Origin of the sequence: Burkholderia sp. SIMBA_051 (assembly GCF_046534915.1) — a bacterium.
Classification (GTDB): Bacteria; Pseudomonadota; Gammaproteobacteria; order Burkholderiales; family Burkholderiaceae; genus Burkholderia; species Burkholderia ambifaria.
The window spans coordinates 162737-175937 of sequence record NZ_JAWRXS010000003.1 but is presented as its reverse complement, the minus strand read 5'-3'; the positions used below and the strand labels follow the sequence as shown (position 1 = coordinate 175937).

General features: G+C 66.6%; 14 protein-coding genes. 3 read left to right on the top strand and 11 right to left on the bottom strand.

What is annotated here, in order from left to right; all coding sequences use genetic code 11:
- Positions 1 to 9: 9 nt before the first annotated feature.
- From SB771_RS08255 to SB771_RS08230, 6 genes are all read right to left on the bottom strand, one after another.
- Positions 10 to 1212: a tryptophan--tRNA ligase gene (locus SB771_RS08255; protein ID WP_011657355.1), complete on the bottom strand. Its 1203-nt coding sequence runs from the start codon at positions 1210 to 1212 to the stop codon at positions 10 to 12.
- Between the two features lie 8 nt (positions 1213 to 1220).
- Positions 1221 to 1883 carry a site-2 protease family protein gene (locus SB771_RS08250; RefSeq protein WP_011657356.1) on the bottom strand — a complete coding sequence of 221 codons (663 nt, stop codon included), beginning with the start codon at positions 1881 to 1883 and terminating at the stop codon, positions 1221 to 1223.
- A gap of 49 nt (positions 1884 to 1932) precedes the next feature.
- Positions 1933 to 2565, bottom strand: a complete 633-nt coding sequence (locus SB771_RS08245; protein ID WP_006762218.1) for an L-threonylcarbamoyladenylate synthase — start codon at positions 2563 to 2565, stop codon at positions 1933 to 1935.
- Between the two features lie 73 nt (positions 2566 to 2638).
- On the bottom strand, positions 2639 to 3469 hold the full coding sequence (locus SB771_RS08240) for a 3',5'-nucleoside bisphosphate phosphatase (protein ID WP_011657358.1): 831 nt from the start codon (positions 3467 to 3469) through the stop codon (positions 2639 to 2641).
- Positions 3470 to 3551: 82 nt separating this feature from the next.
- The gene (locus SB771_RS08235; RefSeq protein ID WP_175660483.1) at positions 3552 to 4442 is read right to left on the bottom strand and encodes an alpha/beta fold hydrolase; all 891 of its coding nucleotides are present in this window, start codon (positions 4440 to 4442) and stop codon (positions 3552 to 3554) included.
- 195 nt (positions 4443 to 4637) lie between these two features.
- Positions 4638 to 5489, bottom strand: coding sequence for a ferritin-like domain-containing protein (locus SB771_RS08230; RefSeq protein ID WP_175660482.1), 852 nt, complete (start codon positions 5487 to 5489; stop codon positions 4638 to 4640).
- Positions 5490 to 5655: 166 nt separating this feature from the next.
- On the opposite strand from SB771_RS08230, the gene SB771_RS08225 reads away from it, so the two are divergent.
- The 3 genes from SB771_RS08225 (at position 5656) to SB771_RS08215 (ending at position 7650) form a co-directional block, all read left to right on the top strand.
- Positions 5656 to 6180 (top strand): gamma carbonic anhydrase family protein, encoded by a 525-nt coding sequence (locus SB771_RS08225; protein WP_006761906.1) that lies wholly within the window; start codon positions 5656 to 5658, stop codon positions 6178 to 6180.
- 24 nt (positions 6181 to 6204) lie between these two features.
- A complete protein-coding gene (gene hslO, locus SB771_RS08220) occupies positions 6205 to 7155 on the top strand; it encodes an Hsp33 family molecular chaperone HslO (RefSeq protein ID WP_175660481.1) in 951 nt (316 codons plus the stop codon).
- A 135-nt stretch (positions 7156 to 7290) separates the two neighbouring features.
- Positions 7291 to 7650 (top strand): hypothetical protein, encoded by a 360-nt coding sequence (locus SB771_RS08215; protein WP_175655495.1) that lies wholly within the window; start codon positions 7291 to 7293, stop codon positions 7648 to 7650.
- Between the two features lie 107 nt (positions 7651 to 7757).
- Here the strand turns inward: SB771_RS08215 and ftsB are convergent, their stop codons facing one another.
- From ftsB to SB771_RS08190, 5 genes are all read right to left on the bottom strand, one after another.
- On the bottom strand, positions 7758 to 8183 hold the full coding sequence (ftsB, locus tag SB771_RS08210; protein ID WP_012364208.1) for a cell division protein FtsB: 426 nt from the start codon (positions 8181 to 8183) through the stop codon (positions 7758 to 7760).
- Between the two features lie 81 nt (positions 8184 to 8264).
- Positions 8265 to 9548, bottom strand: a complete 1284-nt coding sequence (gene eno, locus SB771_RS08205; protein WP_006751590.1) for a phosphopyruvate hydratase — start codon at positions 9546 to 9548, stop codon at positions 8265 to 8267.
- Between the two features lie 106 nt (positions 9549 to 9654).
- Positions 9655 to 10509, bottom strand: a complete 855-nt coding sequence (kdsA, locus tag SB771_RS08200) for a 3-deoxy-8-phosphooctulonate synthase (RefSeq protein ID WP_126228151.1) — start codon at positions 10507 to 10509, stop codon at positions 9655 to 9657.
- Entirely contained in the window at positions 10506 to 12164 is a 1659-nt protein-coding gene (locus tag SB771_RS08195; RefSeq protein ID WP_011657363.1) for a CTP synthase, read from the bottom strand. The genes kdsA and SB771_RS08195 overlap by 4 nt, the downstream gene beginning before the upstream one ends.
- 171 nt (positions 12165 to 12335) lie before the next feature.
- Entirely contained in the window at positions 12336 to 13181 is an 846-nt protein-coding gene (locus SB771_RS08190) for an alpha/beta fold hydrolase (protein WP_175660480.1), read from the bottom strand.
- Positions 13182 to 13201: the final 20 nt, after the last annotated feature.

Below are 13201 nucleotides of genomic sequence, written 5' to 3'. Positions count from 1 at the left end.
GCCGTCAGCTCAGGTGTACGACAGGCCCATCGCCTCGCGCACGTCGCGCATCGTCTCGACCGCGTGCTTGCGCGCCTTGTCGCAACCGTCCGCGACGATCGCGCGCAGCAGCGACGGATCGTCCATGTACTTCTGCGCGCGCTCGAGCATCGGCTGCTGTTCGCGCAGGATCCCTTCGACGACCGGCTGCTTGCAGTCGAGGCAGCCGATGCCCGCCGAACGGCAGCCGTGCTGCACCCATTCGTGCGTCGTTGCGTCCGTATAGACTTGGTGCAGCTGCCACACCGGGCACTTGTCGGGATCGCCCGGATCGGTGCGGCGCACGCGCGCCGGATCGGTCGGCATCGTGCGGACCTTCTTCGTGATCGTCTCCGCGTCTTCGCGCAGGCCGATCGTATTGCCGTACGACTTCGACATCTTCTGGCCGTCGAGGCCCGGCATCCGCGACGCTTCGGTCAGCAGCGCCTGCGGCTCGACCAGGATGATCTTGCGCGCGCCTTCGAGATAGCCGAACAGGCGCTCGCGGTCGCTCATCGACAGGCTCTGCGATTCCTGCAGCATCGCGCGCGCCTGCTCGAGCGCCTCGTCGTCGCCCTCCTGCTGGTATGCATTGCGCAACTCGTGATAGAGCTTCGCGCGCTTGCCGCCGAGCTTCTTCGCGGCTTCGAGCGCCTTCTCCTCGAAGCCCGGCTCGCGACCGTACAGGTAGTTGAAGCGGCGCGCGATCTCGCGCGTCATCTCGACGTGCGGCACCTGGTCTTCGCCGACCGGCACGAGCGAGCCGCGATACAGCAGAATGTCGGCGGCCATCAGCACCGGGTAGCCGAGGAAGCCGTAGGTCGACAGATCCTTGTCCTTCAGCTTCTCCATCTGCTCCTTGTAGGTCGGCACGCGCTCGAGCCAGCCGAGCGGCGTGCTCATGCCGAGCAGCAGCGCGAGTTCCGCATGCTCGGGCACCTTGCTCTGGATGAACAGCGTCGCCTGCGCCGGATCGATGCCGGATGCGAGCCAGTCGATCAGCACGTCCCACACGTTCTTCTCGATGACCTCGGGCGTCTCGTAGTGCGTCGTCAGCGCATGCCAGTCGACCACGCAGAAGAAACACGGGTACTCGGACTGCAGCTTCACCCAGTTTTTCAGCACGCCGTGGTAGTGGCCGAGGTGCAGCGACCCGGTGGGTCGCATGCCGGAGAAAATACGATCTGGGAACATGATTGTCGTTAGAAAAGCGAGGCGAAGGGAGACAGGATGGCGCTCAGCACGCCGGCCGCGGCGTTCACGAGCGGACGCAGCCAGAAATTCGTCAGCACGCCCGTCGCGACCAGCGCGAGGACGATGATGAAACCGTACGGCTCGATGCGCGACAGCGCGATCGATTGCTTCGGCGGCAGCAGCGCCGCCAGGATGCGGCCGCCGTCGAGCGGCGGCAGCGGAAACAGGTTCAGCACGCCGAGCACCAGGTTCGCGCTGACGCCCGCGTAGGCCATCCGCGTGAAGAACGGCTCGTCGACGCCGGCCGCGGGCAGCACGATGGTCAGCACGCCCCAGATCAACGCCTGCACGAAGTTGCAGGCCGGGCCCGCGAGCGCGACCCACAGGCTGCCCCAGCGCGGATTGCGCAGGTTGCCGAACGAGACCGGCACCGGCTTCGCATAGCCGAACAGGAACGCGCCGCCGGTCAGGAAATACATCGCGAGCGGAATCGCGATCGTGCCGAGCGGATCGATGTGGCGCATCGGATTGAAGGACACGCGCCCCATCATGTAGGCGGTGTTGTCGCCGAGCAGGCGCGCGGCATAGCCATGCGCGGCCTCGTGCAGCGTGATCGCGAAGATCACGGGCAGCGCGTAGACGGCGATGGTCTGTATCAGGGAAGCATCCATATCGCGTTATTGTAACAAGCGCACTCGCGCAAAAATGAACGGCGTGCGCTTACGCGGCCACGAGCCCGAACGGTTCGAGCGCGCCGCGCCCCGCGCGCACGAGCTGCGGCTCGTCGCCCGTCAGGTCGATCACCGTCGACGGCTCGCGCGGACACGCACCGCCGTCGATCACGAGATCGACCTGCTTCTCAAGCCGCGCGCGGATGTCCTCCGGATCGTTGAGCGGCTCGTCGTCCGGCGGCAGGATCAGCGTCGTGCCGAGCAGCGGCTGCCCGAGCGATTCGAGCAGCGCGAGCGTGATCGCATGATCGGGCACGCGCAGCCCGATCGTCTTGCGCGACGGGTGCGACAGCCGGCGCGGCACTTCCTTCGTCGCCTGCAGGATGAACACGTACGGGCCCGGCGTCACCGACTTGATCTGCCGGTACTGGCGGTTGTCCACCATCGCGAAATTCGCCAGCTCCGACAGGTCGCGCACGAGCAGCGACAGGTGCTGCTTGTCGTCGAGGCCGCGGATGCGGCGCACGCGCTCGACCGCGTCCTTGTCGTCGAGGTGGCACGCGAGCGCGTAGCTCGAATCGGTCGGCATCGCGATCACGCCGCCCTTGCTGACGATGTCCGCGGCCTGCTTGATCAGGCGCGGCTGCGGATTATCCGGGTGAATCCTGAAGAACTGGGACATGGGGGCACGTAAAGGGGGGAAAAGTCGGATGCGGGCGCGACGGGCGCCGCGTGCGGCAAGCGGCCGCCGCGCGTCAGAGCCAGCGTTCCCAGACCGGTTTGAGGTCGGGCGGCAACGGCGGCAGGCCGCCGAGCTCGACGCGGCCCTCGCCCGGCGCGTGGAAATCCGAACCGCGCGACACTTCGAAGCCGAAACGGCGGGCGACGTCCGCGTATTCGCGGTACTGATCGGGCGTGTGGCTGCCCGTGATGACCTCGATCGCGCGGCCGCCGAGATCGATGAATTCGCCGAAGAACGCATCGAATTCGACCGGCGTATAGCGGTAGCGGCCCGGGTGCGCGACCACGGCCTCGCCGCCCGCCGCGCGAATCCACGAAACCGCATCGGACAACGTCGCCCAGCGGTGCGGAACGAATCCGGGCTTGCCATCGCCGAGCAGGCGGTCGAACACGTCGGACGTGGATTCGGCGTGGCCGTGCTCGACGAGAAAGCGCGCGAAGTGGGTGCGGGAGATCAGGTCGGGATTCGATACGTACTTCAGCGCGCCTTCGTAAGCGCCGGGAATGCCAAGCGTCTCGAGCTGCGCGGCGATCGCCTGTGCGCGGGCGGCACGGCCGTGGCGCGTGCGATAGAGGCCGTCGACGAGCGTCGGGTTCGACGGATCGATGTGCAGCCCGACGATGTGCACCGTGCGCGATGCCCACGTGACCGAAATCTCGACGCCGCTCAGGTAGCGCATGCCGAGCGCCTCTGCCTCGCTGCGCGCCGCCGCCTGGCCGCCAATCTCGTCGTGGTCGGTCAGCGCCCACAGGGTCACGCCGCCGGCATGGGCGCGGCGCGCGACGTCGGCAGGCGACAGCAACCCGTCGGAAACATTCGAATGGCAGTGGAGATCGGCGTTCATTGTCGGTATGGCAGGTGAAGCTTCATTCTACTGCAATGCGGCAATTCCGCCGCCCGCCTGCCCTGCCGATACCGCCGCGGCCCTACGCGCAGAAGGCCTCGATCAGCGCCGCGATCTGCTCCGGCTGGTCGTGATGGACCATGTGGCCGGCATCCTCGACGAGCTTTTCGCGCCAGTCGGGGAACGCGCCGAAGCGCGCCTTGAACTCCGGCAGCGGGATGTCGCCCGCGAGGTACGCGAGGGTCGGTGAAGCGACGGCCTCGACGTGCAGCACCTTCGCGCGCACCTGCTTCCAGACGGCCATCACCTCGTCGAGCCGGTACAGCATCGGGCCCGCCATCTTGTGCGCGGGGTCGGCCAGCAGGTGGTACAGGCCGTCGTCGCCGCGCTTCGACCAGTGGGCGGCAAGAAACGCTGCGCGGCGCGGCTCGAGCCGCGGATTGGTCTTGATCAGCCGGGCCGCCACGTCGTCGAGCGACGCGTACGGGCGCAGCACCGGCGGCTCGCGCAGCTCGTCGAGCCAGCCGCGCAGCCGGCGCGGCGCCTGCTCGGCCCGCGCGGGGGCGAGCCCGAACCCTTCGAGATCGACCACGCGCCGCACGCGCTCCGGCCGCGCGCCCGCGTACAGGCACACGACGTTCGCGCCCATGCTGTGCCCGACCAGGTTGACTTCGCCGGCCGGCGCATAGTGATCGACGAGCGCATCGAGATCGCCCAGATATTCGTGGAACCAGTAATGACCGCCGCCGTGCCGCGCGACCGGCCAGTCGGACAGGCCGAAGCCGCGCGCATCCGGCGCGATCACCTGCCAGTCGCCCGCGAGCGCGTCGACGACGAACTGGAACGACGCCGCGACGTCCATCCAGCCGTGCAGCATGAACAGCGTCGGCGCATCGGGCCGGCCCCAGCGCCGCACATGCAGCTTGACGCCGCGCACCGTGACGAAATCGGAAACAGAACTCGACGCACTCATTGCAGCCGCCAGAAAAAAGAATGATCGTTCGATTATAGCGGGGGCGCTTGCGTTCCGGCGGCCGGCAGTCGAGGCCGCTCTCTAGCGACAGAGGAGCCGAGGCGCGCGCCCCCGGTGCACTGGAGGCCCGGGGCAGACGTTACGGCCGGCCTGCGGCAGCTTTCGCACCGCGGCAGCCGGCCGCCCGCAGCCGCCCTAACCCGCCGCCTTGCTGTCCGCCGCGTCCTGCGCGGCCAATTCGTCCAGCTCCGCCTGCTCGAATCCCGCGGTGCGGCGCGCGTCGAAATTGAACGGACCGCGCAGCCGCGGCGCATGGTACTGCTCGGCGAGCTCACGGTAGGCAGGCACCGGATCGCGGCCGGCCGCGTCGCACAAATGCCGGAACCAGTGGTTCCCGATCGCGACATGGCCGATCTCGTCGCGCAGGATCACGTCGAGGATCGCCGCGGAGGCGTCGTCGCCCGCCTGCACGAGCCGCGCGCGGATCGGCGGCGACGCGTCGAGCCCGCGCGCCTCGAGCGTGCGCGGCACGAGCGCCATCCGCGCGAGCACGTCGGCCTTGGTCCGCTCGCACATCTCCCACAGCCCGTTGTGCGCGGGAAAATCGCCGTACGTATGCCCGAACCCGGCCAGCCGCTCGGACAGCAGCGTGAAGTGATAAGCCTCCTCGGCCGCGACCTTCAGCCAGTCCGCATAGAACGCGTCCGGCATCCGGGCGAAGCGCCACACGGCGTCGAGCGCGAGGTTGATCGCATTGAATTCGATATGCGCGAGCGCGTGCAGCAGCACCGCGCGCCCCGCGGGCGAGCGCATGCTGCGACGCTCGAGCTGGCGCGGCTCGACGAGCGGCGGGCGCGCCGGGCGGCCCGGCAGGTCGGCCGGTTCGTCCAGGTCGAGCGCCGGCGCGATCGCGGCCTGCCCGGCCAGCAGTGCGTCGTACAGCGCGCGGACCTGCGCGGCCTTCGCGACCGGCTCGGACATCCGCAGCGCGTCGAGCGCTGCGCGGCGCACACAGCGCGGCGCGGCGGTGAAAGAAGAAGGCTCCATGCTCGTCAAAACGGGGGCACCATCCGTGCGCGTCGCGGGAGCGCATGCACGCGACGGTTTACAATATGCGTTTGTGCCGCGACGCAATGCAATGCAATGCAATGCGCCCGGCACGCCAGACGCGCCATTCTACCGGCGCCCATCATCGAAGAGACCAGGAGACTCCGTGACGATCTACAAACTGGGCGAGACGGCCCCGACGATCCACGAAAGCGTATTCGTCGCCGATACGGCGGCCATCATCGGCAAGGTCGTGCTGGAGGAAAACGCGAGCGTCTGGTTCGGCGCGACGATTCGCGGCGACAACGAGACGATCACGGTCGGCACCGGAAGCAATGTCCAGGAAGGCGCGGTCCTGCACACCGACCCCGGTTTTCCGCTGACGATCGCGGAAAACGTGACGATCGGGCACCAGGCGATGCTGCACGGATGCACGATCGGCGAAGGTTCGCTGATCGGGATTCAGGCGGTGGTCTTGAATGGTGCGGTCATCGGCCGCAACTGTCTGGTTGGTGCAGGCGCCGTCGTGACGGAAGGCAAGGTGTTCCCGGACAACTCGCTGATTCTCGGCGCCCCGGCGAAAGTCGTGCGCGAGCTGTCGGCGGACGATATCGCGCGACTGCGCGCCAATGCGAAGACGTACGTCGAGCGACGTGCGCATTTCAAGGAGCAACTCGTGCGGATCGGGTGATTCGCGCGATTTCAAGGAAGAAGAGTGAGCGACCAGTTACAGAAATTCATGTTCAATTCGGCACCCGTGCGCGGCGAGATCGTGTCGCTGCGCAACACGTGGCAAGAGGTGCTTTCCCGCCGTGACTACCCTGCTCCGGTGCGCACGGTGCTCGGCGAGATGATGGCCGCGTGTGCGCTGCTGTCCGCGAACCTGAAATTTCACGGCACCCTGATCATGCAGATCTTCGGCGACGGGCCGGTCCAGATGCTGGTCGTCCAGTGCAGCTCGGACCTGTCGATGCGCGCCACGGCCAAGTTCGCCGGCGACGCGGCGCAGACGATCGGCGACGACACGAGCTTTCCGTCGCTCGTCAACGCGAGCGGCCACGGCCGTTGCGTGATCACGCTCGACCCGGCCGAGAAGCTGCCGGGCCAGCAGCCGTACCAGGGCATCGTGCCGCTGAACGGCGTCGACGGTCCGCTCGAATCGGTGTCGCAGGTGCTCGAGCACTACATGCATCACTCGGAGCAGCTCGACACTCGGCTGTGGCTCGCGGCCGATCGCGACCGGGCGGTCGGCATGCTGCTGCAGAAGCTGCCGGGCGACGGCGGCATCGTGCCGCGCAACGCCGAGACGGACATCGATACGTGGGAGCGTGTCTGCACGCTCGGCGGCACGCTGTCCGCGAAGGAACTGCTCGAGGTCGAACCGGAAGTCGTGTTCCGCCGGCTCTTCTGGCAGGAAAACGTGCAGCACTTCGAACCGGCCGGTACGCGCTTCCAGTGCTCGTGCTCGCGCGAGAAGGTCGGCGCGATGCTGCGCATGCTCGGTCGCGATGAAGTCGACAGCGTGATCGTCGAGCGCGGTCACGTCGAGATTCACTGCGAGTTCTGCAACCAGCGCTACGAGTTCGATCCTGTCGACGTCGCGCAGTTGTTCGCCGCGCCGGAACTCGCAACCGGCATCACGCCCGCGGCCGGCCAGCGTCACTGAGCCGCGCGCCCGTGCCCGCGCTGCGGGCGCGGGCGCATAATGAACGCATGAGCGTCGCATGCGCGGCTCGGTCGCCGCAGGCCCTGCCTTCGGTGCAAGCCGCTTTTCGCTGTCGGCGCGCTGCTGGAGAGACACATGAATCGCCCGTTCCGCATCCTCGTCCTGACCAGCGTCGCCGCCGGCACGCTGGCCCTCGCCGGCTGCGCGGTGCAGCCGCCTTCGTCGACGATCCTCAGCCGCCTGCCCGAACCGGGCGCATCGGGCGGCCAGCCGCCCGCGCTGTCGAGTGCGGAACGCAAACGCTACGACGAAATCGACCGGCAGGTGCTGCGCGAGCAGAACGATGCCATGGCAGCCGAGGCAGCCGCGCGCGCGTGGGCGTATTACGCGCCGCCGCCCGTGACCGTCTACGGCGGCTATTACGGCGGTTACGGCGGTTGGGGAAACCGCTGGGGCACCGGCATCAGCTATGGCTATCCGGGCTGGTGGTGGTGATGCGCGAACGCGCCGATCAACCCGATTGAAAACCGGCAGGAAATAAAAAAGCGCGGCATTTCCCGCGCTTTTTCAATGGTTCGGACTACCGTGCTCAGTGATGTGCATCAATGATGCGCGGCCTTGCCCTTCTCGCCGCCGTGATGCCGCGACGGCTTTGCAATCGACTGCGGGTTCGGCACGACGCGCACGGGCGCCGCGGACACGGCGCCACGCGTCGACGTGTTCGACGGCGTGGTGTTCAGCGGCCCGGCCGGCGTGTTCGGCGACACGAACTGCACGAATACTTCGCCGTCCTTCACCATGCCCATCTCGTAGCGCCCACGCTCCTCGATGGCCGCGGTGCCGCTTTGCAGATCCTGCACTTCCCCCGCGATCCGTTCATTGCGCAGCTTCTCGTCCGCGTTCTTCTGCAGCTGATCGCCGAGTTGCTGACGCAATTCGTGCACCCGCAACCAGCCGCCGTGTCCCCACCATAGGGGGTACTGAATGAGCGCCAGCAAGGCAATCAGGACGACAGTGACAAGCCGCATGTAAGAGACGCAGATATAAGAAGCGCCGCTTCGCGCGAATGCACGGAGCGGCGTCGAGGTGACGAACCCGATAGTAACGCGTTAGCGCAGGTTATAGAAAGCCGATTTGCCCGGGTAGCTTGCGATATCGCCGAGATCTTCCTCGATACGCAGCAGCTGGTTGTACTTCGAGATGCGGTCGCTGCGCGACAGCGAACCCGTCTTGATCTGACCGGCGTTCAGGCCGACCGCGATGTCCGCGATCGTCGAATCTTCCGTTTCGCCCGAGCGGTGCGAGATCACGGCCGTGTAGCCCGCGCGCTTCGCCATTTCGATCGCCGCGAACGTTTCGGTCAGCGTACCGATCTGGTTGATCTTGATCAGGATCGAGTTCGCGATGCCCTTCTCGATGCCTTCCTTCAGGATGCGCGTGTTCGTGACGAACAGGTCGTCGCCGACGAGCTGCACCTTCTTGCCGAGGCGCTCGGTCAGCAGCTTCCAGCCTTCCCAGTCGCTTTCGTGCATGCCGTCCTCGATCGACACGATCGGGAACTTGTCGGCGAGCGTCGCGAGGTAGTCGGTGAATTCGGCCGACGACAGTTGCAGCCCTTCGCCGGCGAGCTGGTACTTGCCGTCGTGATAGAACTCGGATGCCGCGCAGTCGAGCGCGAGGAGGACGTCTTCGCCCGCACGGTAGCCGGCCTTCTCGATCGCCTGCAGGATCGTCGACAGGCACTCGTCGTTGCTGCCGAAGTTCGGTGCGAAGCCGCCTTCGTCGCCAACTGCCGTGCTCATGCCGCGGTCGCTCAGGATCTTCTTCAGCGCGTGGAACACTTCCGCGCCGCAACGCAGGGCTTCACGGAACGTCGGCTGGCTGACCGGGACGATCATGAATTCCTGGATGTCGAGGCTGTTGTTCGCGTGCGCGCCGCCGTTGACGATGTTCATCATCGGGACCGGCAGCTGCATCGCGCCCGAGCCGCCGAAGTAGCGGTACAGCGGCAGGCCGGCTTCTTCGGCCGCTGCCTTCGCGACGGCCATCGAGACGGCCAGCATCGCGTTCGCGCCGAGGCGCGACTTGTTGTCGGTGCCGTCCAGTTCGAGCAGGGTCTTGTCGAGGAACGCCTGTTCCGACGCGTCGAGGCCCATGATGGCTTCGGAGATTTCGGTGTTGATGTGCTCGACCGCCTTCAGCACGCCCTTGCCGTTGTAGCGGCCGGCTTCGCCGTCACGCAGTTCGATCGCTTCACGCGAGCCGGTGGACGCGCCCGACGGCACCGCCGCGCGGCCCATCGTGCCCGATTCGAGCAGCACGTCGCATTCGACGGTGGGGTTGCCGCGCGAATCCAGAATCTCGCGGCCGATGATATCTACGATTGCACTCATGGGTTTCCTCTGAGAATGACGATGGATTCTTCAAACTGCGACGGCACGCGTGCCGAAACCGCTTTCGCTACAGACGCGCGAAGCCGCCGCAAGGTTCATTCGATCTTTAGTTGAAATCGTTTTCCAGGAACGGATGGCGCTTCACCGCCTGGTCGAGCGTGACGAGGGTCTCCAGCAACGCGCCCATCCGGTTCAGCGGCACCGCGTTCGGGCCGTCCGACTTCGCTTCGGCCGGATTCGGGTGCGTTTCCATGAACAGGCCCGCGACGCCCGTCGCGACCGCGGCACGCGCGAGCACCGGCACGAATTCGCGCTGGCCGCCCGAGCTCGTGCCCTGCCCGCCCGGCAGCTGCACCGAGTGGGTCGCGTCGAACACGACCGGCGCGCTCGTCTCGCGCATGATCGCGAGCGAACGCATGTCGGACACGAGGTTGTTGTAGCCGAACGAGACGCCGCGTTCGCACGCCATGAAGCGGTCTTCCGACAGACCGGCTTCACGCGCCGCTTCGCGCGCCTTGTCGATCACGTTCTTCATGTCGTGCGGCGCGAGGAACTGGCCCTTCTTGATGTTGACGGGCTTGCCCGAGCGCGCGCACGCGTGGATGAAATCGGTCTGACGGCACAGGAACGCGGGCGTCTGGAGGACGTCGACGACCGACGCGACCTGCTCGATCTCGTCGATCGAATGCACGTCGGTCAGCACCGGCAGGCCGAGCTGGCGCTTCACTTCGCCGAGGATCCGCAGGCCCTCGTCCATTCCGAGGCCGCGAAACGACTTGCCCGAGCTGCGGTTCGCCTTGTCATAGGACGACTTGTAGATGAACGGCACGTTCAGCTTCGCGCAGATTTCCTTCAGGCGGCCCGCCGTGTCGATCGTCATTTGCTCCGATTCGACGACGCAGGTACCCGCGATCAGGAAGAAAGGCTGGTCGAGACCGACCTCGAAATCGCACAGCTTCATGCTTTCACTCCGCGCGCTTGCTTGTTGGCAAACGCGGCTTCGACGAACGATTTGAACAGCGGATGGCCGTCACGCGGCGTCGACGTGAATTCCGGGTGGAACTGGACGCCGACGAACCACGGGTGCATCGAACGCGGCAGCTCCATCATTTCCGGCAGATCCTCGCTCGGGGTACGGGCGCTGATGATAAGGCCGCCGGCTTCGAGCTGGGGCACGAAGCGGTTATTGACTTCATAACGGTGGCGATGGCGCTCGTTCACGTCCTTGCCGTAGATCTCTTCGGCCATCGTGCCCGGCTTGATCGGGCAGCGCTGCGAGCCGAGGCGCATCGTGCCGCCGAGATCCGACTCTTCGGTGCGCGTCTCGACCTTGCCGTCGCGGTCGTACCACTCGGTGATCAGCGCGACCACGCGTTCCGGCGTTTCCGAATCGAATTCCGTGCTGTTCGCCTGTTTCAGGCCGACGACGTCGCGTGCGAATTCGATCACCGCGAGCTGCATGCCGAGACAGATGCCGAGGTACGGCACCTTCGACTCGCGCGCATAGCGGATCGCCGCGATCTTGCCTTCCGTGCCGCGACGGCCGAAACCGCCCGGAACGAGCACCGCATCCAGGTGCTTCAGGCTGTCGACGCCGTTCGCCTCGATCTCTTCCGAGTCGATGTATTCGATGTTGACCCTGGTCGACGTGTGCAGCGATGCGTGGCGCAGCGCCTCGATCAGCGACTTGTACGACTCGGTCAGATCGACATACTTGCCGACCATGCCGATCGTGACTTCGTGCTTCGGGTTTTCCAGCTTCTCGACGAGCTCCGACCACATGCTCAGGTCGGCGTCCTTCGGCGACAGCTTCAGCTCCTCGCAGATGATCCGGTCGAGGCCCTGGTCGTGCAGCATCTGCGGAATCTTGTAGATGCTGTCGGCGTCCCACACCGAAATCACGGCGTCTTCCGGCACGTTCGAGAACATCGAGATCTTCTTCGATTCGTCGTCGGGGATGCGGCGATCCGCACGGCACAGCAGCACGTGCGGCAGGATGCCGATCTCGCGCAGCTTCTGCACGCTGTGCTGGGTCGGCTTCGTCTTCAGCTCGCCGGCCGTCGCGACGTACGGCACGAGCGTGAGGTGCACGAAGCATGCGCTGTTGCGGCCGAGGCGCAGGCTCATCTGGCGCGCGGCTTCCAGGAACGGCAGCGACTCGATGTCGCCGACGGTGCCGCCGATCTCGACGATCGCGACGTCCGGCTCGCCGCAGGTGGCCGATGCCGCCCCGCGCTCGATGAATGCCTGGATTTCGTTCGTGATGTGCGGGATCACCTGCACGGTCTTGCCGAGATAGTCGCCGCGGCGTTCCTTGCGGATCACCGATTCGTAGATCTGGCCGGTCGTGAAGTTGTTGGCCTTGCGCATCTTCGTGCTGATGAAGCGCTCATAGTGGCCGAGGTCGAGGTCGGTCTCCGCTCCGTCTTCCGTCACGAACACTTCGCCGTGCTGGAACGGGCTCATCGTGCCGGGGTCGACGTTGATGTAGGGATCGAGTTTGAGGAGGGTGACTTTCAGACCGCGCGATTCAAGGATCGCGGCGAGAGAGGCGGCGGCAATACCCTTGCCGAGGGAAGAAACTACGCCGCCGGTGACGAAAACATATTTGGTCATCGCTGGATGCTCGCGGGAAAAACGGATTATACCGTAAAGCCCGCCCTTCTCTCAGCAATTGGCGCGATGATCGCGCCCCTTCGCGCAGTGCCGCACCGGCCGTGCGGGCCGCCGCGAACCGACCGGCCGGTCGGTGCACCGCGCATGTGCAACGCAGTGCACCGGACTGCGTCAGGCGCGCTTCGCGAGCGCCACGCTGTCGCGCGGCACGCCGCCCTCCGCCGCCTTCAGCGAATTCAGCATCCGCTGCAATGCGCGGGCCGTCTCGATCGGGCGCTCCATCGGGAACAGATGGCTGCCCTCGAGCCATTCGATGCGCCCGCGCGCCGCGCGGCGCGTCGCCTCGAGCCCGACCTGACGCACTTCCCGCGAGCGCGTGCCGGCGAGAAAGCCGAGCGGCACCGGCGCGCCGTGCGCGAGCCGCGGGCCGAGCGTGTGCGGCAAGGTCCGGTAGATCAGGTATTCGACCTGGCGGTCGAACGCGAGCGCGCGTTCGCCGTCGGCGCCCGCCTGCGGAATGCCGTAGTCGATGTAGTCGGACAGCATCCGTTCGTCCCAGCGGGCGAACGCCGGTTTCTCGTGGAAGTGGCGCCAGACTTCGTCGCGGCTCGTCCAGCGCGTGCGCCGGTTGCGGGTCGCGGCCGCCGGCGACAGCCGCTCGTCGAGCCCGGCCCACTGGCTCGCGCGCAGCGCGCCGGCGCGCCAGCCCGCGATGATCGGCGAATCGATCATCACCACGCCGCGCACCCAGTGCGGCTTTTTCAGCGCGGCCATCAGCGACAGGTAGCCGCCGAGCGAATGGCCGACGAGCCAGACCGGGCGCTCGTAGCGACCGCCGATGTCGTCGAGCAGCTGTTCGACGAGATGCGGCCAGTCGCGCGTCACCGGGTAGCGGCGATCGTGACCGATGCGTTCGATGTAGCGCAGCTCGTAGTCGTCTGCCAGCTCGGCGAAGATCGTCCGGTACGTCGACGCCGGAAACCCGTTCGCATGCGAGAAGTGGATGATGTCCTTCAAACGCCAATGTCTCCTGTGTC